General features: G+C 61.0%; 22 protein-coding genes. 12 read left to right on the top strand and 10 right to left on the bottom strand.

The genetic code is table 11. The annotated features are described in order from the left end of the window. Nucleotides 1-130: 130 nt before the first annotated feature. From V3587_RS22830 to V3587_RS22790, 9 genes are read right to left on the bottom strand one after another with little or no spacing between them, the layout of a single operon-like run. On the bottom strand, nucleotides 131-1330 hold the full coding sequence (locus V3587_RS22830) for an acyl-CoA dehydrogenase family protein (protein WP_030537580.1): 1200 nt from the start codon (nucleotides 1328-1330) through the stop codon (nucleotides 131-133). 25 nt (nucleotides 1331-1355) lie between these two features. Then, entirely contained in the window at nucleotides 1356-2336 is a 981-nt protein-coding gene (locus tag V3587_RS22825) for an NADPH:quinone oxidoreductase family protein (protein WP_283377256.1), read from the bottom strand. Next, entirely contained in the window at nucleotides 2333-2755 is a 423-nt protein-coding gene (locus V3587_RS22820; RefSeq protein ID WP_116056527.1) for a MaoC/PaaZ C-terminal domain-containing protein, read from the bottom strand. Before V3587_RS22820 ends, V3587_RS22825 begins: the two co-directional genes overlap by 4 nt. Continuing rightward, nucleotides 2752-3201, bottom strand: coding sequence for an FAS1-like dehydratase domain-containing protein (locus tag V3587_RS22815; RefSeq protein ID WP_003945322.1), 450 nt, complete (start codon nucleotides 3199-3201; stop codon nucleotides 2752-2754). Before V3587_RS22815 ends, V3587_RS22820 begins: the two co-directional genes overlap by 4 nt. 27 nt (nucleotides 3202-3228) lie before the next feature. Then, on the bottom strand, nucleotides 3229-4014 hold the full coding sequence (locus tag V3587_RS22810; RefSeq protein ID WP_202426741.1) for an SDR family oxidoreductase: 786 nt from the start codon (nucleotides 4012-4014) through the stop codon (nucleotides 3229-3231). Further along, nucleotides 4007-4882, bottom strand: coding sequence for an SDR family NAD(P)-dependent oxidoreductase (locus tag V3587_RS22805; RefSeq protein ID WP_007733359.1), 876 nt, complete (start codon nucleotides 4880-4882; stop codon nucleotides 4007-4009). Before V3587_RS22805 ends, V3587_RS22810 begins: the two co-directional genes overlap by 8 nt. 1 nt (nucleotide 4883) lies before the next feature. Continuing rightward, nucleotides 4884-6014 carry an NAD(P)H-dependent flavin oxidoreductase gene (locus V3587_RS22800; RefSeq protein WP_161120682.1) on the bottom strand — a complete coding sequence of 377 codons (1131 nt, stop codon included), beginning with the start codon at nucleotides 6012-6014 and terminating at the stop codon, nucleotides 4884-4886. Next, on the bottom strand, nucleotides 6011-6769 hold the full coding sequence (locus tag V3587_RS22795; RefSeq protein ID WP_125051468.1) for a CoA-transferase subunit beta: 759 nt from the start codon (nucleotides 6767-6769) through the stop codon (nucleotides 6011-6013). Before V3587_RS22795 ends, V3587_RS22800 begins: the two co-directional genes overlap by 4 nt. Then, entirely contained in the window at nucleotides 6766-7629 is an 864-nt protein-coding gene (locus V3587_RS22790; RefSeq protein ID WP_007733364.1) for a CoA transferase subunit A, read from the bottom strand. Before V3587_RS22790 ends, V3587_RS22795 begins: the two co-directional genes overlap by 4 nt. Before the next feature lie 160 nt (nucleotides 7630-7789). Here V3587_RS22790 and V3587_RS22785 point away from each other — a divergent pair, with 160 nt between their 5' ends. From V3587_RS22785 to V3587_RS22730, 12 genes are all read left to right on the top strand, one after another. After that, entirely contained in the window at nucleotides 7790-8422 is a 633-nt protein-coding gene (locus tag V3587_RS22785) for a TetR/AcrR family transcriptional regulator (RefSeq protein ID WP_007733365.1), read from the top strand. Beyond that, complete coding sequence (locus tag V3587_RS22780) at nucleotides 8419-9465, top strand: phosphotransferase family protein (protein ID WP_007733366.1); 1047 nt, start codon at nucleotides 8419-8421, stop codon at nucleotides 9463-9465. Before V3587_RS22785 ends, V3587_RS22780 begins: the two co-directional genes overlap by 4 nt. Nucleotides 9466-9782: 317 nt before the next feature. Further along, nucleotides 9783-10577, top strand: coding sequence for an IclR family transcriptional regulator (locus tag V3587_RS22775; RefSeq protein ID WP_007733367.1), 795 nt, complete (start codon nucleotides 9783-9785; stop codon nucleotides 10575-10577). 6 nt (nucleotides 10578-10583) lie between these two features. Beyond that, nucleotides 10584-10988, top strand: a complete 405-nt coding sequence (locus tag V3587_RS22770) for a TetR family transcriptional regulator (protein WP_230691720.1) — start codon at nucleotides 10584-10586, stop codon at nucleotides 10986-10988. Further along, nucleotides 10985-11188, top strand: a complete 204-nt coding sequence (locus tag V3587_RS22765) for a hypothetical protein (protein ID WP_007733369.1) — start codon at nucleotides 10985-10987, stop codon at nucleotides 11186-11188. Before V3587_RS22770 ends, V3587_RS22765 begins: the two co-directional genes overlap by 4 nt. Next, nucleotides 11185-11424 (top strand): hypothetical protein, encoded by a 240-nt coding sequence (locus V3587_RS22760; protein ID WP_007733370.1) that lies wholly within the window; start codon nucleotides 11185-11187, stop codon nucleotides 11422-11424. Before V3587_RS22765 ends, V3587_RS22760 begins: the two co-directional genes overlap by 4 nt. Nucleotides 11425-11551: 127 nt before the next feature. Continuing rightward, entirely contained in the window at nucleotides 11552-12730 is a 1179-nt protein-coding gene (locus V3587_RS22755; protein ID WP_042923855.1) for an acyl-CoA dehydrogenase family protein, read from the top strand. A 166-nt stretch (nucleotides 12731-12896) separates the two neighbouring features. Continuing rightward, nucleotides 12897-14576: an energy-dependent translational throttle protein EttA gene (ettA, locus tag V3587_RS22750; RefSeq protein WP_007730925.1), complete on the top strand. Its 1680-nt coding sequence runs from the start codon at nucleotides 12897-12899 to the stop codon at nucleotides 14574-14576. Between the two features lie 4 nt (nucleotides 14577-14580). Continuing rightward, nucleotides 14581-15000, top strand: coding sequence for an acyl-CoA thioesterase (locus V3587_RS22745; RefSeq protein WP_003944475.1), 420 nt, complete (start codon nucleotides 14581-14583; stop codon nucleotides 14998-15000). A 99-nt stretch (nucleotides 15001-15099) separates the two neighbouring features. After that, nucleotides 15100-19947 (top strand): NAD-glutamate dehydrogenase, encoded by a 4848-nt coding sequence (locus V3587_RS22740; protein WP_162113789.1) that lies wholly within the window; start codon nucleotides 15100-15102, stop codon nucleotides 19945-19947. After that, nucleotides 19944-20363, top strand: coding sequence for an acyl-CoA thioesterase (locus tag V3587_RS22735; protein ID WP_003944573.1), 420 nt, complete (start codon nucleotides 19944-19946; stop codon nucleotides 20361-20363). The genes V3587_RS22740 and V3587_RS22735 overlap by 4 nt, the downstream gene beginning before the upstream one ends. After that, complete coding sequence (locus tag V3587_RS22730; RefSeq protein WP_204855909.1) at nucleotides 20356-21042, top strand: hypothetical protein; 687 nt, start codon at nucleotides 20356-20358, stop codon at nucleotides 21040-21042. Before V3587_RS22735 ends, V3587_RS22730 begins: the two co-directional genes overlap by 8 nt. 29 nt (nucleotides 21043-21071) lie before the next feature. On the opposite strand, the gene V3587_RS22725 is transcribed toward V3587_RS22730, so the two are convergent. Further along, nucleotides 21072-22670, bottom strand: a complete 1599-nt coding sequence (locus tag V3587_RS22725; protein WP_007730939.1) for a glycoside hydrolase family 13 protein — start codon at nucleotides 22668-22670, stop codon at nucleotides 21072-21074. Nucleotides 22671-22793 lie beyond the last annotated feature (123 nt).

The following is a 22793-nucleotide window of genomic DNA, read 5'->3' as shown; positions in this document are numbered from 1 at the left end:
TTGGTTGAGGTTTTCTCTTCACGGGCCGCAGCCCGAAGGGGTTGACCGAGGTCAACCATGCGCTCGAGTGGACGAAGGCTGATGATTCAGCAATACAACGGCTTTCGCGGGCCTCGAACACCAATCGCCGTCAGCGGTGCTTGCGCAACTCGTGGCGTGCGACGCTCCTGATATGCACTTCGTCTGGTCCGTCGGCGATACCGAGGATCCGGGCACTCGCCCACATTCTCGCGATCGGGAAGTCGTCGGTGACACCGCCACCCCCGTGGCACTGGATCGATCGATTCAGGACGTTGCGCGCCACACGAGGACCGATGACTTTGACTGCCGCGATCTCGATCTGAGCGCCCTTGGCTCCGACCTGGTCGATGAGCCATGCTGTCTTCAGCACCAGAAGGCGGGCCTGCTCGATTTCCATTCGCGATTCGGCGATCCAGGTCCGGACAACTCCCTGATCCGAGATCGGCCCGCCAAAAGCGTTACGAGACTGGGCACGTCGAACCATCAAGTCCAATCCGCGCTCCGCCATGCCGATACAGCGCATGGCGTGGTGAATTCTGCCCGGACCCAGGCGCGCCTGTGCGATGGCGAACCCGTCTCCTTCGGACGCAAGCATATTTGTTGCCGGTACTCGAACGTTATCGAACCGAATTTCACAGTGGCCGTGTTGGTCGTGGTATCCGAATATCGGTAAACTGCGCACGATTTCGACTCCAGCGGTGGCGACGGGCACCAAGATCATCGATTGCTGCTTGTGGGGCTCTGCCTCGGCATTCGTCTTCCCCATGACTACCAGAATTTCGCACCGTGGGTCTGCTGCACCGGTCGTCCACCATTTTCGACCGTTCACGATGTATTCGTCGCCGTCCCGAACAATCGACGTCATGATGTTTCGGGCATCGGAGGACGCAACATCGGGTTCAGTCATGGAGAAGCCCGAACGCATTGTGCCGTCGAGCAGTGGTTGAAGCCATCGCTCCTTCTGCTCGCGGGTTCCCACCAGGTGCAGGATCTCCATGTTTCCGGTATCGGGCGCCGCGCAGTTGAGGGCTTCGGGGGCAATGTAGGGCGAGCGTCCCGTCACCTCGGCGATGTGGGCGTAGTCGAGGTGAGACAGTCCTGAGAGCGCCGGCATGAACAGATTCCACATGCCCTGGCGTCTCGCTTCCAACTTCAGCGACTCGACTACGGGTGGCAAGACGTGACTGCGAGGTCCTGCGGCCTCGAGTTGTTCGGAGTAAACCGACTCAGCTGGGTAGACGTGTTCGTCCATGAATGCTTCTAGACGCGCGATGATTTCGCGCGCAGCGGGGCTCGGAGCTAAGTCCATTGACGGCACCTTTTGTCGTGAATTGTCATTCGGGGTTGGTTGAGAGGATGACTTTGCCCAGCGCTCGTCGACTCATGACTTCCTCGAGTGCGGTAGGAGCATTGATCAGCGGGTGGATGCTGTTCACATGAGGAGACAGAGCGCCACCGTCGTACATGTCGAAGAGCGCTCGCATGTTGTCCGCGTTGCACTCCGGATTACGCTTCGCCCATGCGCCCCAGAGAACTCCATGTAGCGCCCCGCCAACGACGAGGAGGCGATTCATGCCGATCTTCGGAATCTGCCCCGAAGCGTAGCCAACCGTCAAATATCTTCCTGCGGTGGATAATGCGCGCACCGCTGTAGCGGCGTGATCTCCACCGACCGGGTCGTACACCACGTCTACACCGGACGGTGCGACCTGTGCGACTCGTTCGCGAAGGTTGCCCGTTGTGTAGTTGATCAACTCGTCTGCTCCATGTTGCTTACAGACCTCGAGTTTCGCCTCGGAGGACGCCGCCGCCACCACGCGTGCACCCAATGCTTTGCCGATCTCGATGGCGGTGAGCCCGACGCCCCCGGAGGCACCCAGGACGAGCAATGTCTCTCCTGGTCGGATCGCAGCTCGGTCGACGAGTGCGTGGTAGGACGTTCCGTAGGTAACCACGAATCCGGCAGCGTCGGAGAAACTCATGGAATCAGGGATGACAAAGACCTTGTCACTGGTGACCGCCACGAGTTCCGCGTATCCGCCCATGCCGCAGAAGGCCATGACTCGCATCCCCGGGGTGACCCCTTGGACGTCCGAGCCGACACTGTGCACCACACCCGCGACTTCCGACCCGGGAATGAAGGGGAGTGGGGGTTTAGTTTGATACGTTCCGGCGACGATCAACCCGTCGGGAAAATTGACACCCGCCGCCTTGACCGAGATGAGAACTTGGTTCGGTGTCGGCGTGGGATCGTCAATTTCTGTGAACTGCAGTTGATTCGGCAACCCCAGCTGGGTACATACGTACGCCTTCACGGCCGCTCCGAAGGTACGAGGGGCGTCCGCACGAAGGTTGCCCACGCCTTGACCGCCAATCCGCCGGTCTGCCGCGTGCAGGCGAGTTCGACGTCGATCTTGTCACCTTCGTCGTCCGTATAGGTTCGTTCGACAAGCGCTGAGCATGTCAGAGTGTCTTCGGGCCAAACCTGTTCGAGGAACCGAACTCGTATCGCTCGGATGTTCTCTGCACCCAGCCAATCGGTGGCGAAGGTGGCCAGGAGCCCAGCTTGGAACATCCCGACCGAAAACGGACTCGGGTACCCCGCCGCCTCGGCGAAAACCTGGTCGTGATGAATCGGATTCATGTCTCCCGACGCACCTTGGTACCTGACGAAATCGGTGCGGGATACCGGACCGACAACCCACGGGGTCGGGACTGACACTGTGTTGATCAAGATTCCTCCACAGTCGGTCGAGCAGTTTCCACTCCGGTCATAGTTGCCCGAGCAATGAGATTTCCCTGTTCGTCTTCGAAATCCGTTGTCATCACGGCAAAAGTCATCTCGCCGCCCTTCCGTCCCTGCTTCGTGTAGATGTCGACGATCCGCGAAGTGCAGTTCAGACGAGTACCTGCGCGGGGAGGTGGACCGAAGAACTCGTACTTCTGTTCGGCATGGAGTCCGCGTTTGCCGTCGAGTTCTACCTTCCGCCACGGATCCGAGCCCTCTGTCTGCCAGAGGAGGGTCGTGGTGAGAAACGTCGGGGGCACTACCGGGAACTCGTCTTCGACATAGTTCCGATTGCTCGAATACGTGGCAACGGCGAACTCACGAATCTTGCCGCGCTCGATGTCCATACGGAACGGGGTGCCCGTGATACCTAGTGACTCTTTGTCGACCACAGCTTCTCCTTCAGACCCCATGGGTGGCTATGCATGTTGGCTACTTACCGAAACGACTTCGCCCGTCATGTACGACGAGTAGTCGCTTGCAAGAAAGACCATGACGTTGGCGACCTCCCACGGCTGTGCCGCGCGACCGAAAGCCTCACTCTTGCTGAGCTGTTCGAGCAGTTCGTCGCTGGTCACCTTGGCAAGGTGAGGATGCATCGCGATGCTCGGTGCAACCGCGTTGACCCGGATTCCGTGCGGTGCCACGTCGAGGGCAGAGCATCGTGTGAGCGCCATGACGCCGGCTTTCGCTGCGGCGTAGTGCGACTGCCCTTCCTGCGCACGCCAGCCGATGACCGACGCGTTGTTGACGATCACCCCCGACCCTCGTGGAATCATGACTCTCAACACTGATCGTGTGGTGCGGAAAGTGCTCGTCAGGGTCACATCGAGTACCGAACACCACTGCTCGTCGGTCATACTTTGAATGCTCGCCGTCCCGCCGAGGCCTGCGTTGTTGATGAGGACGTCGATGGATCCATACTCGGCAACCACCCGATCGACCATTGCGTCGATCTGCTGATTGTCCGTGACATCGCAAGGAACAGTGAGTGGGCGGGTGCCGAACTCGGACTCGATGCGGTCGGCGGCCGCGATCAATCTGCGCTCATGCCGGTCACTGATCGCCAGTCGGGCACCTTCGGCAGCAAAGCGTTGTGCCGCTGCGAATCCGATTCCAGTTCCCGCTGCTGCTGTCACCAGAACGGATTTGCCTTCAGCAAGGCCGTGTCCCGGACCAGGGATCGGCGCAGTCGTCTCAGACAATTTCACTCATCGCCTCTGTCAACTCTTCCACCGTCCATCGCGAGTCTCTGGCGATGGTCTTTCCGTACTGCCACCCGAGAAACTGGCGGACTTCGCCGCCTTTGGCGTAAAACACCTGACCAGTGGCGGGGCACTTCTCGGTGAGCAGATAGGCCACAACTGGCGAGACGTTGCCTGGATGATAGGTGTCGAATGCACTCGGATCGTCAGGTGCTGCAACAAGTTCCTTGATACCGGGAACGTTCTCGGTCATCCGTGTCCTGGCCACAGGCGTAATTGCGTTGACTCGCACACCGTATCGGGCGACCTCCTGTGCGAGGATCGTTGTCAACGCTGCGATCCCGGCCTTCGCGGCGCCGTAGTTGCTCTGACCGACGGCACCGAGCAGCCCGGAGGTGCTCGATACGTTCACGATCGACGCCGCGACGGTTTCGCCCGACTTCGAACGCTCGCGCCAGTAGTTGCCGAATACAGTGCAGGGCGCGAATGTAGCGCGTAGTTGTCCCGAGATCACGTCGTCCCAATCGGCCTCGGGCATGTTCAGAAACATTCGATCACGCAGGATGCCGGCATTGTTGACCAGGCCGTCGACCGAGCCGAATGCCTCGAGGGCCAGGTCCAGGAGTTCGCTCGCGCCGTCGATCGTCGTGACGTCCGCGACACTGGCAACTGCGATTCCTCCGGCCGCGACGATTTCGTCGACGACCGATGCCGCAATACTGATGTCGTTTCCGTGCCCGTCCGGTCCGGCGCCGGTGTCGTCGACAACCACTTTTGCGCCTTCGGCCGCAAGTAGCAAGGCGTGCTCCCGGCCCAAACCACGACCGGCGCCGGTTACTATGATTACTCGATCTTTCAGCTGATTCATTTCAGTTCGTTGTTCCTTTCACGTTTTCAGTTGACAAGACTCGACTGTCCAATTCGGGTGCGGGTGTGAGTCGAGCAAGGACGGCCTCCGCGTCCTGCATGATGCGTTCGACGAGTTCTGCGCTACTGGGGATGTCGTCGATCAGTCCGACGACCTGCCCGGTCGCCATGACTCCGATATCCGTGCGGCCGTCGAGGAGTGCGGATCGGTACAGCATCGGTGCGTTGGCGGCCATCACAACTTGCCGCCAGCCGAGTTCGTGGCTCTTCCGCATTTCCAGGCCTTCACGTATCAACTTCGACCAGGGTGTTCCCGAGAGACGTTGGAAAGCAACAGCATTGCGGGCAGCACGTAACATGCGCGTCGGTCCGTGGCTTGATTCGAGTTGATCGATCGTTCCTGCGCGCAGCACACGCTGAGGAACCCCGTCGATCTCGAGTGTGACCACGGTGTCGTTGACCGACTTCGAGAGATAGACATCTTTGACTGCCTGAGACACCGGCGAATCGCTGGTGAGCATGAAGCGAGTCCCCATCGCGATTCCGTCTGCACCGTAGGCGAGTGCTGAGACGAGACCTCGGCCGTCGAAATATCCGCCTGCCGCGATAACGGGGATGTCGACGGCGTCGACTACCTGTGGCAGAAGCAAACTCGTGGGGACTGCGCCTGTGTGTCCGCCGCCCTCGCCGCCTTGAACGACAACTGCGTCAACTCCCCACGCTGCAACTTTCTCGGCATGTCTGCGAGCTCCGATCGACGGCACGACAACAAGGCCTGCATCTTTGAGTCGGCCGATCAGCGCCTGGTTCGGTGCGAGCGCAAAGGAGGCGATCTTGACCCCCGATCGAATGAGAAGTTTGATTCTGCGATCGACGTCGTCCTGGTTGGCTCGCAAGTTCACGCCGAATGGTTGGTCGGTGCGGTCTTTGACGTAATCGATGGCGCTGACGAGTTCGTCGTAGGTCAGCATCGCCCCGGCGATGATTCCCAAACCGCCGGCTTTGGTTGTGGCCGCCGTAAGTCGGGCGTCCGAGACGTACCCCATGCCGGTCTGCACAATCGGATACTTCACACCGAAGAGTTCGCAGATACGGGTGTGCAGTGGCCCGGTACCTGAGTTCAGCACGGTCATGCCGGTACTTCCTTGTCACGTAGGTTCCGTGGATCGATGACGTTGCGAATCAGGTCGAGTTCCTCGCTTGTGGGGGTTCGAGTAGTGGGTACGGCTTTGGGCAGGTGGAGTTCGAACCCGGTTGCGGCTACTACTTCGTCGACGGTTACGCCGGGGTGAGTCGACACCAGACGCAACTGTCCGCTATCCGACTCGAAGTCCAGAACTGCGAGATTTGTGACAACTCGTCGTAACTCGTGGTATCGGCTGGCCGACGGTCCGGCCTTGCGTGCATTGTCGTTTCCGACACCGGAAACCATGTCGACCTGTGAAGTGAGAACGCGTGCACTGTGTTTCGGCACCCAGTAACTTGTCGGGTGATGCACGGTATTGCTCGGCGCTCCGCGGACTCCCAAGAGTTGCACTGTCGGCCGCGAATGATCACCTATCGCGGAGATGTTGCAGTTCCCATAGGAATCGAGCTGCGTGGGAATCATCATGATGTGCCGTTTGCCATTCCAGACGAGATTGAAGATCTGGTTGAAGGGCAACCACGATTCGACCTCGCCTGCCGGAGTTCGGTCGACGGCCCACGTGCCGCGCACGGCTGACGCTTCTCCGTCGGACAAAACGAGATCGGGTTCGAAAGTGTGACGCGCCAATCGCACACCGATTGCAGGTATCACGCCGAATGCGCTCGCGATCACTTCACCGTTGCCTCGGTACGCCTCGGCGCACGCGATCGCGCAGACCTCTGCCCGAGTGGCGTCACTCATGCCGGCACTCCTTCGAATTCCGCAGCGACGAGTCTCTGGTAGTCGGCCTCGGAGCCGGACAGATATCGGTCGACGAAGCGTTGCCAAGCTTCTGGATCTTTTGCTGCAGTGGCATATTCGAGTTGGAAAGCCTCGTCACGATCGTAGTCGGGTACGCAGGATGTGAAATGCGCACCACCTGGAGCGTGAACGACTCCCGATACAAGCAACCGGGGAATTCGAATCGTCGACGGATGTGCATCCGCGGTCAACTCCGCAGTGGGAACCACTTGTTCGCAAGAGACATAGACCGATTCGGCAGCTAGGCAGAACAGGTCGTCGAAGTACAGGTCCGGCCCGAGGTATTGGGCATTGCCATGCATGTCCGCGCGGTTCATATGTACCAGCGCGGCATCGAGGGGGAGCGCCGGCATCGCAACCAATGATTCGCCCGCATAAGGATCGACGATCGTCTGCAGTTCCGGATTCACCCGGAGGACGTCGGAACCGAGTCCCGCGCGAGTCGGCAGGTAGGGCATACGGATCCCGGCCGCGTACAGGCCCCATTGGAGCATGCCCTCGTCGTATTCGCTGACCTCGATACGACCAGCCTGTCGGGCTGCTCTGAAGTGAGGGTCCAGGGGGATCGAGTCCAGCGAGACGAAACCGAACACAACCTTTCGAACCTTTTCGGCTGCGCACAACAACCCCACATCAGCTCCGCCGTACGACACAACGGTCAGATCGGTCAGTTCTGACTTGAGGATCTCTCGGATGAGTGACATCGGCTTCCGGCGCGAACCCCACCCGCCGATTCCGATTGTCATTCCCGATCTCAGTCGACTTACGACATCTGCTTCCGACATTGTCTTGTCCGACACGCGTCCGTCCTCTCCTGGTATTTCACGAGCGCTCAAAGTCTCGTATCAAACGTTTGCTACGCGGTACGGAGCGACTGTAGCAAACGTTTGATTCGCGGTATAGAGTCAAAATTGCAACCTCGTCAGAGGTGACACGTGAAGACTCGTCAGGAGGACTTGAATGGAATGGTCGGATCGTCACGACTTGATACTCGAACAGGCTGCAGAACTGTTTGCCACCAAGGGGATCGCGGGCACCAAAGTTCGCGATATCGCTGATGCGGTGGGAATCCTGTCCGGAAGCCTTTATCACTACTTCCCATCGAAGGATGCAATCGCGAATACGATTGTCACACAATATCTTCAGGCGCTCACGAGCGCATACGGGTCGATCCTGGAATCTGCCGGTGACCCACGTACTCGCCTCGGTTCGCTGGTTCGAGCTTCGTTTCAGGTCAGTCAGGCGCACCCACACGCCTCCGAGATCTATCAGAACAACAGCACCTATCTCCGGAAACTTGACTCCTATCACGACATCCGTGAGGCCGCCCGTAGCACCAAGGACGCCTGGATCGCTGTTATCGAATCCGGAATGAGCGCAGGCGAGTTTCGATCGGACCTGCCGGCGGAGATTCTCTACGGACTGATTCGCGACGCTGTGTGGTTGTCGCTCCGATGGTTCAGCCCCACAGAGGAGTTCGGTCTTTCAGAGCTCGCCGATGCCGTCGTTTCGGTGTTTCTCGACGGCATCGATGCGCCGCTGAAATCAGCATCTGTCGGAAGTGGTCCCGCGCGAGAGGGTGTGAGGTCGTGAACCCGGCACCGCAGGGCGACAACGGTTTGTGTGAGCCCCTGGTGGCGGCGTGGTTCCGTGAGTATCTGCCCGATGCCACGCAAGGATTGCTCGAATTCGAACGGATCGCCGGTGGACGCTCGAACCTGACTTACTCGGTGAGCGACGAGGCAGGTTCTCGATGGGTGCTACGTCGACCCCCGCTCGGAATCAGGCATGCATCCGCCCATGATGTAATTCGCGAAGCTGACATTCTCGAGCGACTGCAGAACGTGCCGGTTCCGTCACCGATCGTTGTAGGCAAGTGCATTGACGAATCTGTGACTGGTGCTCCGTTCTTTGTCATGGACTTCATCGACGGCGCAGTCCTGCGTGATCCGGAGGTAGTACGCGCGAAAATCCCGTACGAAACGCGAGCCGGATTGGCCGCGGAACTGGTTCGCAATCTTGCCGCCCTGCACTCGGTCGACCCTCGTGAGATCGGATGGAATGCTCTGGCCGATCGGACGGACTACATCGATCGTCAGTTGAATCGGTGGTTGCGGAACTGGAAGGGTGATCGTGTGCGAGATAGCCTCGACCTCGAACGCACACATGCCAAGTTGTCTCGAAATATTCCCCCTCAGTGCAGTAGCAGCGTCGTGCACGGTGACTTTCGCCTTGACAACTGCATTGTCGGCGCCGACGGCGTGATCGCCGGAATACTGGATTGGGAACTGGCCACGGTGGGTGACCCCTTGGCAGACCTGGGCCAACTGTTGGTCTATTGGGCCGAACCCGATGACGATGTTTGTGCATTGGAGAATGCTCCGACTCGAATCGAAGGTTTCCCGTCGCGCGATGAGCTGTTGGACGTCTATATCTCTGCGGCCCAACAAGATGCGGACTTCAATATCGACTTCTACATTGCGTTCAACTGGTGGAAGATCGCATGCATCGTCGAGGGTGTGTACAGCCGCACGCTACGTGGCGCGATGGGCGAAATCGAGCGGTCGGCGGAATCGTTCGGCGCCCAGGCGGACAGGCTTGCGGCACAAGCGTGGCGAATGGCCCAACGGATTTGACGGAAATCTTCCGTGCGACTTTCTGGTCTAGTGGAATATGCCTCCGGGGCAACGTATTTCGCCCTTCTCTGTTCATGTTGCGGCGTTAACGTCCACCGTGATCCTTCTGTGAATGCTCCTGAGGTTTTTCTCTTCACACCCGATGTCAACATGGCACAATTTGTCACACTGAGATCGTTCGAACATCCGACGGTGACGGACGGCCTGGTGTCGCGGTGCTGTTGCAGCGGGCCGTAACCAGTAAGCCCGGTAGCGCTTTTCGGCTCCACGTGCCCCACATGCACCATAAATTGTGGGAATGACTTCAAGGAATTCGCATGCAAGCTTCCGCTCGTGCAGACGCTACGACCCCGGCGGGGTTCCTGGATCGACTGGCGTCGGTCATGGATGCTTTCGAAGTGTCCGGACAGCTCACTCTCAGTCAAGTTTCGCGAATTACCGGCTTGCCTCGTTCGTCGGTGCATCGCATGCTCGAGCAGCTCGTCGCCAAGAAGTGGCTCCGGCGGGATGGCACTGATTACTGCCTTGGAATCAGATTGATGGAGCTGGGAAGCCTTGCAATACAACAGGATCGATTGTATTCGGTCGCTTTGCCCTTCCTCCGCGAGTTGCATCGAGTGACCGGACTGGTAGTGCAGTTCGGAGTGCTGGACGCGCCGGATGTCGTTTACCTCGACAAGATCGGCGGAATGCTGTCCGGTGTAGTTCCTACTCGTGTCGGCGAACGTTCTTCGGCCGACAGGTCGGCTCTTGGACGTGCGCTCCTTGCGTTCGGAGGCTCCCCTGTGGGCGCTGAAGCGCCGATGACTCTAAGGCAGGAACTCAGTCGAATACGTGATACCGGCGTAGCGTACGGCGCGGGGCTGTTGAGTCCCGGCCTCAATTGCGTTGCTGCACCGGTTGGGCCGCAAGGAAACGCGATTGCTGCCGTTGCTGTTTCCGGTCCGTCCGCGATGCTCAAACTCGACTACCGAAGTGCGGTACCTGTCCGCCTTGTAGCGTCATCGATTTGGGGGGCGGTTGGCCAAACTGCGACACATTTCGATGTTCAACGCACCATGCGTGAACTGCGAGCGTTGCCGTCGGCGGGGCCCAGGCGTATGCGTTCGTGAACGTCGATGATCCGTAGACTTGGTCCTGCGCTGCCGCCTCGAATCGCGGCAAATGGCGATGGGGGTGAGACGAGGCTGGCCTGGCGTCTCGATGTCCAGTCGGTGGCGGAACTGATCGAAGGCGAAGTGGACGGTTCATGGCTTCCGCAGCCGATGCCAGGGTTCTTCCTGTTCGACTCCGAAGCACGGTGGCGCACCGTGCGATACTGGCATGAGCATGGTTCAGTGTCTAACTCCCCGTCGCTCACCCAACGGCGGAAGGAGCAGGCAAAGTTGGAGATATCACGTTGTGCTGCAGAGCTTTTTGTCCTTCGCGGCGAGAATCCGGTGACTGCCGAGGGCATTGCACGCGCAGCTGGAATCGGACTTCGCACGTTCTATCGATACTTCGGACGAAGGAAGATGCGGTGAGGCCGATACTCGCCAACGGGATCGACGAATGGCTCGGGTATATCGCGTCCAGTTCGCCGGGTACGCCTGTTGTTCAGGTGCTGGCATCCGCCGCCCGCGTCGCACTGAATTCACCTGCTGCAACACCCGATGCGATTGCGTTGATTCGCCGACTTCAAAGGATTGTTCCTGGCGATCCGGCGCTTCGGAACGCGTGGTGAGCTTGGTCAACGACACCGAGACTGCATTGGTGCTCGTACTGCGTGATTTGATGGGACCCGGCGCAGACCCACTGGAAGTGCGTTTGCTTGCAATTGCAGCGAACACGGCCCAGCGGATGGCCGTTGTCGCGTGGGTTGACGGGGACTCCCCGGCGTATGGCGACGGCTCGCCTGCGGAAGTTGCGATGAGGTGTATTCGCATTCTGACCGCGGGACTGGGGCACGTGTCGACCTGAACGCCACTGGCCTTGTCGCATTCGTATTGATCGGCGCTGAACGAACTGGCCGTTCTACTTCCGCATTTTTCTAGAACGTGTTCTACTTTATTGAAGGTTGGCGGGCTATCAATGGAGGCGGAAGATCATGGGTCAGGTTCTGGACAACATCTCACAGTTCGCCGACGAGATCCGCGCCGACGGGGTCGAGGGCGACAAGCTGATGCGCTTGACGGACGGCAGCGCGAAGCGTTTGCGCGACGCCGGCGTCATCCGGATGTTGCAGCCGAAGGAGTTCGGAGGCCTCGAGGCGCATCCGCGTGAATTCGCCGAGACGGCAATGGCTATCGGTGCGATGGATGGTGCCACGGGCTGGGTCAGCGGCATCGTCGGTGTGCATCCGTGGGAGCTTGCGTTCTTCGACCGCAAGGCTCAGGAAGAGGTGTGGGGAACCGATCCTGATACGTGGATGGCGTCGCCGTATGCGCCGATGGGTGTGGCGAGGCCGGTCGAGGGTGGGTACATCCTCAACGGTCGTTGGTCGTTCTCGTCCGGTACCGATCATTGTGACTGGATCATGATCGGTGCGATGGTCGGTGACGAGTCCGGTAAGCCGTTGATGCCGCCGAAGATTCTGCACGTGTTGTTGCCGCGTTCGGATTACGACATCGACCAGGACAGCTGGAATGTCGTGGGTCTGCGCGGTACGGGGTCGAAGGATCTGATCGTCAAGGATGCGTTCTTGCCGACGTACCGCACGATCGACGCCGGAAAGGTTTTCGACGGGACGGCGTGGAAGGAAGCGGGTCGTACGGAGACGTTGTACAAGTTCCCGTTCTCGTGCATTTTCCCGTTGGGGATCACTTCGTCGTTGATCGGTATCGCCGAAGGTGCGTTGGCGTGCAACATGGCGGCGCAGCGTGAGCGTGTGACGGTCAGTGGTGTTCCGATCAAGGAAGATCCGTACGTGCTGTTCGCGATCGGTGAGGCGGCGGCCGAGATCGCTGCTTCTCGGGCTGCGATCTTGGAGACGGTGGATCGTTTCTGGGACATGACGGAGAAGGGGCAGGAAGTTTCGTTCGAGCTTCGTGCGATCGGTCGGCGTACGCAGACTGCTGCGGCGTGGCGGGCGGTGCGGGCGGTGGACGAGATCTTTGCTCGTTCCGGTGGTGGGGCTTTGCAGTTGAGCACGCCGATGCAGCGGTTCTGGCGTGATGCGCATGCCGGTTTGGCGCACGCGATCCATGTACCCGGTTCCATTTTCCATGCGTCGACGCTCTCGCAGCTCGGTGGCGAGCCGAAGGGCATCCACAGGGCAATGATCTGAGCCGTCCTGGGGACACCCGGAGGTGTCCCCATCGCGGTTTTCGTGGGGGTCGATGAGCATGTCGGTGAATCTGGTCGATGACCTCGGACTGTCCGCAGAACCCGCATCGGAGTGACGGCCAACGCGCAATGTGGGTTATAGGGCAAACACCGATAGGCTGGCGGTCATGGCTGAGTTCATTTACACGATGAAGAAGGTGCGCAAGGCGCACGGTGACAAGGTCATCCTCGATGACGTCACGATGAGCTTTTACCCCGGCGCGAAGATCGGTGTCGTCGGACCGAACGGCGCTGGTAAATCCAGCATCCTCAAGATCATGGCCGGACTGGACCAGCCGGGCAACGGCGAGGCATTCCTGGCTCCGGGCGCGACCGTCGGCATCCTCATGCAGGAGCCGGAGCTCGACGAGACCAAGACTGTTCGCGAGAACGTCGAGGACGGTCTCGGAGAGACGATGGTCCAGCTCAAGCGGTACAACGAGATCGCCGAGCTGATGGCTACGGATTACTCCGACGAGCTCATGGAAGAGATGGGCGAGCTGCAGGAGAAGCTCGATCACGCAGATGCGTGGGAGATCGACTCGCAGCTCGAGCAGGCTATGGACGCCCTGCGCTGCCCCCCGCCGGAAGAGATGGTCACCCACCTCTCCGGTGGTGAGAAGCGACGCGTTGCGCTCTGCAAGCTGCTGCTGAGCAAGCCCGACCTCCTGCTCCTCGATGAGCCCACCAACCACCTCGACGCCGAATCTGTCCTGTGGCTCGAGCAGCATCTCGCTGCTTACCCCGGCGCAATCCTCGCCGTGACTCACGATCGCTACTTCCTCGATCACGTCGCGCAGTGGATCTGTGAAGTCGACCGCGGACGCCTGTACCCGTACGAGGGCAACTACTCCACCTACCTGGAGCAGAAGGCTGCACGCCTCGAAGTTGCCGGCAAGAAGGATCAGAAGCTGCAGAAGCGCCTCAAGGACGAGCTCGCATGGGTTCGTTCCGGCGCCAAGGCCCGCCAGGCCAAGAACAAGGCTCGTCTCGATCGCTACGAGGAAATGGCGAACGAAGCCGAGAAGACGCGCAAGCTCGACTTCGACGAGATCCAGATCCCGGCACCGCCGCGCCTGGGTGACGTGGTCGTGGAGGTCTCGAACCTCGACAAGGGCTTCGACGGTCGCGTTCTGATCAAGGATCTCTCGTTCACGTTGCCGCGCAACGGAATTGTCGGCGTCATCGGCCCCAACGGCGTCGGTAAGACGACGCTGTTCAAGACCATCGTCGGTCTCGAGGAGCCTGACGCCGGTGAGGTCAAGATCGGTCAGACGGTCAAGCTGAGCTACGTCGACCAGAACCGTTCCGGAATCGACCCCAAGAAGACGGTCTGGGAGACCGTGTCCGACGGGCTCGATTTCATCGTCGTCGGCCAGACCGAGTTCCCCTCGCGCGCGTACATCAGCTCGTTCGGTTTCAAGGGCCACGATCAGCAGAAGCCGGCCGGCGTCCTCTCCGGTGGTGAGCGCAACCGCCTGAACCTGGCGATGACGCTCAAGCAGGGCGGCAACCTGATCCTGCTCGATGAGCCCACCAACGACCTCGACGTCGAAACCCTCGGCTCGCTGGAGAACGCTCTCGAAGAGTTCCCCGGCTGCGCCGTCGTGATCTCGCACGATCGCTGGTTCCTGGACCGGACCTGTACCCACATCCTCGCGTGGGAAGGTGGCTTCGGCGACAACGAGGCAGCTTGGTACTGGTACGAGGGCAACTTCGAGGGCTACGAGGCGAACAAGGTCGAGCGACTCGGCCCCGACGCCGCACGCCCGCACCGCGTCACTCACCGCAAGCTCACCAGGGACTGATCCGGTGTCCGACGTATACACAGCGCAGATCCAGGTCCGGTGGGGCGATTCCGACCGGTTGGGTCACGTCAACAACACGCGTTACGTCGAGTACATGCAGGAAGCGCGCATCCAGTTCCTGGAAGCGAAACTGGCGCCGCTCGGCGGCCGGCCGGGATACCTCGTGGTTCGAAAGATGACCGTCGAGTTCCTCAAGCCGGTCACCGATCGGTCCGGTCCCTTGAACGTGGAGATCTTCACGACTCACGTCGGGACTTCCTCGTTCACGGTTCGGCACGTCATCCGTGACAACGCGGGTGTCGAATGCGCTTTCGGCGACGCGTTGATGGTCGGATTCGACACGGTGTCCGAAAAGTCCAGACCGCTGGCGGACAGCGAACGCGCGGTGCTCGAAGCATCGCTTGTTCAGATGACGACATCGTAGATTTCGTTTCTCAGTTCACCCTAGGTACTGGTTGCCGCGGCTAGTCTCGAGTCAGAGATTGGTCGCGGCGATCAGAACCCACAAGGATGTGAGCCAGGAATGACAGACCGTGTACGGCAGCAGGGCACAGGCCTCGACGAAGCGACGTTGTTGACGCGTCTTCGCGAGGCCTTTTTCACGCATATCGACGAGGGTGACAGCGACGACGTCATCAACGGTCGATCGGATCGAGTCCTGCTCGCGCATCTTGCGCTCGGGAGGCAGCGGACCCCGGGCACGGCCGTATGGCGTGTGTACCGCCCGTCAGGATCCGAGGGTCTCGGCGCTGCCGTCCAGATCGTCACCGACGACATGTCGTTGCTCGTCGAGTCCGTTACCGCGATGCTCAACCGACAAGGTGTGGGAATCAGTCAATTCGCCCATCCGATCCTGACGGTTGAACGCGATGACTCGGGCAATCTGATGTCCTTGGGCGACAGCGGTATCCAAGAATCCTGGATGCACGTCCAGTTGGACTCCGAAGTCGAGGATTCCGCTCTCGACGCGATCGAAGCACACCTCGGCAAGGTGCTCGCGGACGTCCGCCAGGTGGTTGGTGACACCCCGGACATGAAGGCATTGCAACTGCGCGTTGCCGACGAGTTGGAGAGTGCCGCAGAAACTGCCTCCGGGAGGATCACCCCCGAAGAATTCTCCGACACCGCCCGGCTGCTGCGGTGGATGGCGGACGGAAACTATGCCGTGCTCGGATACCGGCGGTTCGAGGGCACGAAGGACGGTTCACGCACGGTAGCCGGCAGTGGACTCGGCGTGCTGCGCTCCGACGCGGTCACCGAAGGCCCGATGAGTTTGCCTCCCGTCGCAGATCTCCCGGATCGACCGCTTCTGGTCCTGACGCAGGGATCGTTCCCCGCCACGGTGCACCGCGCTGTCTACCCGTACTTCGTGGGTGTCTCGATCCTCGACGACGAGGGAAACATCGTGGGGGAGCACAGATTCCTGGGTGTGTTCACCGTGGTCGCACTCCACGAGAACGTCCTCGCGATTCCTCTGATCGAGCGCCGCGTTCGCGAAGTCATCGCGCGTGCCGGTGTCGACCTGCATTCGTACTCCGGTCAGGCGATGCTCGAGGTCATCCAGTCGTTCCCACGCACCGAGTTGTTCTCGAGCGACGCCGAGACCTTGTTCGAGACCGTCCACGCCGTGCACAGCATCGGGCTGCGTCGACAGGTGCGACTCTTCGTCCGCGAGGACACGTTCGGACGCTTCGTGTCCTGCTTGGTGTACCTACCCCGCGACCGGTACACGACGCGGGTGCGACTGGCGATGCAAAACCTGCTGTGGCGCGAATTCGGACCAGGCACAGTCGATTACACCGCCCGGGTTACCGAGAACGATCTTGCGCTGTTGCACGTGACGATCCGGCGCGATCCGGACAGTGAGCCGGTTCATCTGGATGTCTCCGAGGCCAACCGCGAGCGAGTTCAGGCTCTGTTGACCGAAGTCAGTCGTAGCTGGGACGACCGCATCAACGACCTTGTTCGTGAAAGTCCGGGTGTGGATCCGGAACTGGTGCAGCGGTATTCGCGGGTGCTTCCCGATGGATACAAGGAGGACTTCGAACCGTCACGCGCGTTGGCCGACATCGCCAGACTCGAGGCGTTGGCGCCAGGCGCGATCGACGTACTGCTCTATCGTGCTGTGGACTCCGCGCCCGGTGCCTGGCGCTTCACGCTCTTCGTCGGCGGCGACGGTATCTCGTTGAGCCAGGTGCTACCGGTGCTGCAGTCACTCGGCGTCGAAGTTCTCGACGAGCGGCCGCACGTCGTGCAGCGACTCGACGGCGTTCAGTGCTGGATCTACGATTTCGGATTGTCGGTACCGGCGGATCTTCGGGCGTCGGTCGAGATCGACCTCGATGCGCAGGTGCCGCTCGAGACCAGTACCGCCCCGCTGACCGAGGTCCAGAAGCGATTCACGGCTGCATTCGGTGCAGTCTGGTTCGGCCGGGCAGAAGCTGACCGATTCAACGAGTTGGTGCTGCGGGCCGGAATGTCCTGGCGGCAAGCCGTGGTGCTGCGTGCTTACGCAAAGTATCTGCGCCAGGCCACATTTCCGTACAGTCAGTTCCACATCGAAGGAATCGCGCTTACACACCCGCAGACCGCGTTTGCATTGGTGCAGTTGTTCGAGGCGATGTTCGACCCCGAGAAGCAGGACGACATTCGCGTCGCCGAATTGGACGAGCAGTTGCGTGCGTCCATCGACGAGGTACTCAGCTTGGATGCCGATCGCATTCTGCGTGGAATGTTCTCCTTGGTGAAGGCGACCTTGCGTACCAATTTCTACGTCGTCGACGCCGATGGCCGCTCTCGCGACTACCTGTCGGTCAAGCTCGATCCCTCACGGATCAGCGAGTTGCCCAAGCCGCGGCCGGCTTTCGAGATCTACGTGTACTCACCCGAGGTCGAAGGCGTCCACCTGCGATTCGGCGCAGTCGCGCGCGGCGGGCTCCGCTGGTCCGACCGGCGCGAGGATTTCCGCACCGAGGTGCTCGGCTTGGTGAAGGCTCAGGCCGTCAAGAACGCGGTGATCGTGCCGGTCGGCGCCAAGGGCGGCTTCGTCGTGAAGAATCCGCCTCTGCCGACGGGTGATCCGGCCGTTGATCGAATGGCGACGCTGGAAACCGGCAAGGCCTGCTACACCACGTTCATCTCCGGATTGCTCGACATCACCGACAACGTGCACGCGGCTACCGGCGAAGTTGTGACGCCGGATCGAGTGGTGCGCAAGGACGATCAGGATCGCTACCTGGTGGTGGCCGCGGACAAGGGCACGGCGACGTTCTCGGATCTCGCCAATTCGGTTGCCGCCAAGTACGACTTCTGGCTCGGCGACGCGTTTGCCTCCGGTGGCTCCGTGGGATACGACCACAAGGGCATGGGTATCACCGCTCGCGGCGCCTGGGAAAGCGTCAAGCGGCACTTCCGCGAACTCGGGGTCGACACGCAGACCGAGGATTTCACGACGGTAGGCGTCGGCGACATGAGCGGAGACGTGTTCGGCAACGGAATGCTCCTCAGTCGGCACATCCGTCTGGTGGGCGCGTTCGACCATCGACACATCTTCCTCGATCCGAACCCGGATGCAGCGAGCTCGTTCGTCGAACGTCAACGACTTTTCGAGTTGCCACGGTCGTCATGGGCCGACTACGACAAGAGCCTGATCAGTGAAGGTGGCGGCGTCTGGGACCGCACGGTCAAGTCGGTTCCGATCGCCGAAAGCGTCCGGATCGCACTGGGTCTGGCCGAGGGGGTCACGAAGCTCTCGCCGCCGGAATTGATGCAGGCGATTCTGTCGGCACCGGTGGATCTCCTGTGGAACGGCGGAATCGGTACATACGTCAAAGCGTCGACCGAGACCAATGCGCAGGTTGGCGACAAGAGCAACGACGCCGTGCGTGTCGACGGTCAAGATCTGCGGGTCAAGGTGATCGGGGAGGGCGGCAACCTCGGCGTCACTGCTCTGGGAAGAATCGAGTTCAGCGCCAGCGGCGGTCACATCAACACCGACGCCATCGACAACTCGGCCGGCGTCGACTGCTCCGATCACGAAGTGAACATCAAGATTCTTCTCGATTCGCTCGTGCGTTCGCAGTTACTGCCCACGCAGGAACGGAATCCGTTGCTGGCGTCGATGACCGACGACGTGGCGGCGCTGGTGTTGGCGGACAACATTGCTCAGAACGCGCTGCTCGGAATCTCCCGCGTGACCGCTTCTCAGATGCTCGGTGTTCACCGCCGTCAGTTGACGGATCTGACCAAGGCACGTGGCCTTGACCGCAAGCTCGAGGCGTTGCCGACCGACAAGGAGATCGAGCGTCGACTCGAGGCCGGTGTGGGTCTGACGTCGCCGGAATTGGCGACGCTGACGGCGCACGTCAAGCTTTCACTCAAGGACGATCTGCTCGCAACCGAGTTGCCGGACAACGATTTCTTCGCCCAGCAGATCCCGCAGTACTTCCCGACCGCTGTTCGCGATCGGTTCGAAACGGAGATCAAGGCACACCCGTTGCGGCGGCAGATCGTCGCGACGATGCTCGTGAACGAAGTGATCGACAACGGCGGAATCACGTACGCCTACCGCTTGGCCGAGGAGACCGGAGCGAGCAGTACGGACTCGATCCGTGCCTACGCCGCTGTGCGAGAGGTGTTTGCGCTCGACGAGGTGTGGTCGCGAATCCGCTCGGCGGGCGTCAGTGCAGAGATCGAAAACGAGTTGATCGTTGAGTCGTGCCGCTTGCTCGACCGCGCGTCGCGGTGGTTCCTGGCCAATCGGCCCCAGCCGATCGCCGTCGGCGCCGAGGTTGCGCGTTACTCGGCGGCGTATCGGGCTACGGCACCTCTGGTCCCGGGGCTGCTTGCGGGCCATCAACTCGACGATCTGCTGGTGCGGGCTCAATCGGTGATCGATCGCGGGGCTCCGGAAGCGTTGGCGCTGGACGTGTTCCGACTGCTGGATGTCTACTGCCTGCTCGACATCGCGGATATCGCCGACATCGCAGATCACGACATCGCCGAAGTTGCGGAGCTGTACTACGCCTTGGACGCGCATCTGGGAATCGACTGGTTGCTGAGCGCGGTCTCGGGACTCGAGCGCGGCGATCGATGGCACTCGCTCGCGAGGCTCGCGTTGCGAGACGACCTCTACAGTTCGCTTCGGCAGCTGACGATGGAGGTTCTGGCCGGCGGCGAACCGGGGGAGTCGCCGCAGGAGAAGATCGACGAATGGGAGTCGACCAATGCCTCGCGTCTGAGCCGGGCGAGGGCAGCTCTCGTCGAGATCTTCGAGTCTGGGACGCTTGACCTCGCGACGCTCTCGGTGGCGGCGCGTCAGGTTCGTAGCATGGTGCGCAGCATGGGCACCCGATCGGAGGTAGGACGTTGAGCGAAGGATTCCACGCCGAAGTTGTGGTTCGGTGGTCCGACATGGATGCCTTCCAGCACATCAACCACGCACGGATGGTGACGTTGCTCGAAGAGGCGCGGATTCCTTGGTTGTTCGAAGACTCGCGCCCGACGGTCACCCTGCGTGACGGGGCCGTGATTGCCGATCTCCACGTGCGGTATCGCGGCCAACTTCGGCACGACGATTCACCGCTCGACGTCTTCATGTGGGTGGAAAAGGTGCGCGCGGTGGACTTCACCATCGCGTACGAGGTTCGCCCCCGCGGTGCGGATCTCAGTGTCCCGCCGTCCATCGTGGCGTCGACTCAGATCGCGGCCTTCGATATCGACACTCAACGTTTGCGTCGCCTCAGCGGGCCCGAGCGCGAGTACTTGGAGAGCTGGCAACGTGCATGAACGTGTACTGACCGTGCCCGAGGAGGCCGAGCGAAAGAACTTGGCCGGCTTCATCGGTCATGCCTTGCGTTTGGACGAGTCCACGGTCATCCGGATGCGTCGACGCGGAGATGCTCACCTGAGCGTTTGGGCGTCAACGGGTTTCGACGCTCTCGCTACGCGAACCGTGGCGGGCACCATCAACCCTGACGACACCTCGGCTGCCGGCGATCAGTTGCTCTCGGCGGTGGAGCAGGCGACAAGTGAGCTGATCGATCCGGGGTTCGCCATGGATTCGGCGTGGCGTGGGGCGTTGCCGCCGATGGACGGCTTCGAGCACCTGGACGACGTACCCGCCCGGGTGCTGATCGAACTGGCGCAGCGGGGCAACGCCTTGGCACTGGAGCATGGAAGTAGTCACGGTCCGCCGGCGTCGTTGCTCGATCAGGACGTGCTCGAGGTCAGTGGTCCGTCCGGCACGGTCGGGATCTCGATGCGAGTTATTTTTGCCTTGACCGCAATGGGATTCGTTCCGCACACCGGGTCCGAGGCGATGACCGCCGACATCGATCTCGAGCAGATCGACTCCTCGGAACTGGTTCGGGTGCGGGCGAGTAGATCGTGGGTGCGGCTCGATGCACGGTTCGGTTCGATCTACCGTCACCGCGGTGGTTCGATACCGCTGATGGTCGCACGATAGGAGTTACAGGTGGCGGGTGCGGTGTTCTCTCAGATCAGCCACGCCGCAGCGTTGACGGGTAGCTGACCGTCGACGAGTGGTGCGCTGCTCAACAGCAGCTGCCCGTTCGGCAGTGCGATCGGCACCTCCGTGGTGTTGAGAGCACAGATCAGACCACCGCGTCGACGGAAAGCGAGGCAGCCGGGGGGACTGCCGTACCAATCGATGTCGGCGCCGGAGAACTCCGGCCTGGCGCTACGAAGTTCGAGGGCGGCGCGATAAAGCGAGAGCATCGAGTCGACGTCCTCGATCTGCGCCTCCACCGTGAGTGTCGACCACTCGCGTGGCATCGGCAACCAGGTGCTCGCGCCGGTGGTGAATCCGAACGGGGGTTCGCTTCCTTCCCACGGAAGGGGCACTCGGCAGCCGTCGCGTCCTCGCTCGGCATGTCCGGATCGTTCCCAGACCGGGTCCTGTAGTGCCTCGTCGGGCAGGTCGACGTTCGGCAGGCCGAGTTCGGCTCCGTTGTAGATGAAGCTCGCGCCCGGAAGCGCCAGTTCGACGAGGATCATCGCCCGTGCGCGTTGGGTTCCGATCTCACCCCCGCCGTAGCGCGTGACTTCACGTTCGACGTCGTGATTCGACAGCGTCCACGTGGGCACACCCCCGACCTCGGCGACGGCCGCAAGAGAGTTCTCCACGGCCTCCCGGACGGACTCGGCGGAGAATTCGGTTTCTGCAAGTCGGAAGTTGAATCCGAGATGCAGTTCGTCTGGCCGGATGTATTCGCCGAACTTCTGGTTGTCCTTCACCCAGATCTCGCCGACGGTCATCGCCTCCGGGAACTCGTCCATGACCTTGCGGATGCCGCGGTGGATTTCGTGAACTGCCGGGTTGTTGAACCGCGGGTCGTCGTCGGAATTGCGCATGAGCTCGTTGAGCTCCCAGTCGTGGTCCGGCAAACCGTCGGGCTTGGCCATTCCGTGGGCCACGTCGATGCGGAATCCGTCGATTCCGCGCTCGAGCCAGAAGCGCAGAGTCTTGGCGAGGTCGTCGAAGACCTCGGGGTTGTCCCAGTTCAGGTCGGGCTGTTCCTTGGCGAAGATGTGCAGGTACCACTGGCCGGGTGTTCCGTCGGCTTCGGTGACGCGGGTCCACGCCGGGCCGCCGAAGATGCTCGGCCAGTTGTTCGGCGGTTCGTTGCCGTTCTCACCTTTGCCGTCTCGGAAGATGTAACGGGATCGCTCCGCAGAACCGGGCGCCGACGCCAGGGCTGCCTTGAACCACTCGTGCTGATCACTCGTGTGGTTCGGGACCAGGTCCATCGTGACCTTGATTCCGCGTTCGTGGGCTGACGTGATCAGTGAATCCATCGTCGCCAGATCGCCGAAGAGGGGATCGATGTCGCGAGGATCCGAGACGTCGTAGCCGTGGTCTGCCATCGGTGACTTCATCACCGGGCTCAACCAGATTGCATCGATGCCGAGCAGTTCGAGGTAGCCGAGTTTCTCCTCGACTCCGCCGAGGTCGCCGATACCGTCGCTGCCCGAATCGGCAAAAGAACGCGGATAGATCTGATAGAAGACCGCCTCGTTCCACCACGGGGCTTCGGGCCGGCTTACAGAGGACGAATCCGCGGGGGTGCTCACAGCAGTTCATAGTGCCAAACGTCTGGCACTCTCACGACTTGGACACGGCAAAAGCGTGACTCTTTACCTAGCCTTGGTGTACTTTGCATTCACGCGGTGACACCATGTGGCAACTTTGGTGTT

Source organism: Rhodococcus sp. IEGM 1306 (genome assembly GCF_036541985.1).
Classification (GTDB): domain Bacteria; phylum Actinomycetota; class Actinomycetes; order Mycobacteriales; family Mycobacteriaceae; genus Rhodococcus_F; species Rhodococcus_F qingshengii.
The sequence above is the reverse complement of the archived record's forward strand: the minus strand, read 5'-3'. Positions and strand labels throughout refer to the sequence as shown.

Bases quoted from the DNA above. Each gene is read 5' to 3' on its own strand.
- V3587_RS22830 (WP_030537580.1), bottom strand. From the start codon at position 1,330: ATGGACTTAGCTCCGAGCCCCGCTGCGCGCGAAATCATCGCGCGTCTA.
- V3587_RS22805 (WP_007733359.1), bottom strand. From the start codon at position 4,882: ATGAATCAGCTGAAAGATCGAGTAATCATAGTAACCGGCGCCGGTCGT.
- V3587_RS22800 (WP_161120682.1), bottom strand. From the start codon at position 6,014: ATGACCGTGCTGAACTCAGGTACCGGGCCACTGCACACCCGTATCTGC.
- V3587_RS22795 (WP_125051468.1), bottom strand. From the start codon at position 6,769: ATGAGTGACGCCACTCGGGCAGAGGTCTGCGCGATCGCGTGCGCCGAG.
- V3587_RS22785 (WP_007733365.1), top strand. From the start codon at position 7,790: ATGGAATGGTCGGATCGTCACGACTTGATACTCGAACAGGCTGCAGAA.
- V3587_RS22775 (WP_007733367.1), top strand. From the start codon at position 9,783: ATGCAAGCTTCCGCTCGTGCAGACGCTACGACCCCGGCGGGGTTCCTG.
- V3587_RS22770 (WP_230691720.1), top strand. From the start codon at position 10,584: ATGATCCGTAGACTTGGTCCTGCGCTGCCGCCTCGAATCGCGGCAAAT.
- V3587_RS22755 (WP_042923855.1), top strand. From the start codon at position 11,552: ATGGGTCAGGTTCTGGACAACATCTCACAGTTCGCCGACGAGATCCGC.
- ettA (WP_007730925.1), top strand. From the start codon at position 12,897: ATGGCTGAGTTCATTTACACGATGAAGAAGGTGCGCAAGGCGCACGGT.
- V3587_RS22740 (WP_162113789.1), top strand. From the start codon at position 15,100: ATGACAGACCGTGTACGGCAGCAGGGCACAGGCCTCGACGAAGCGACG.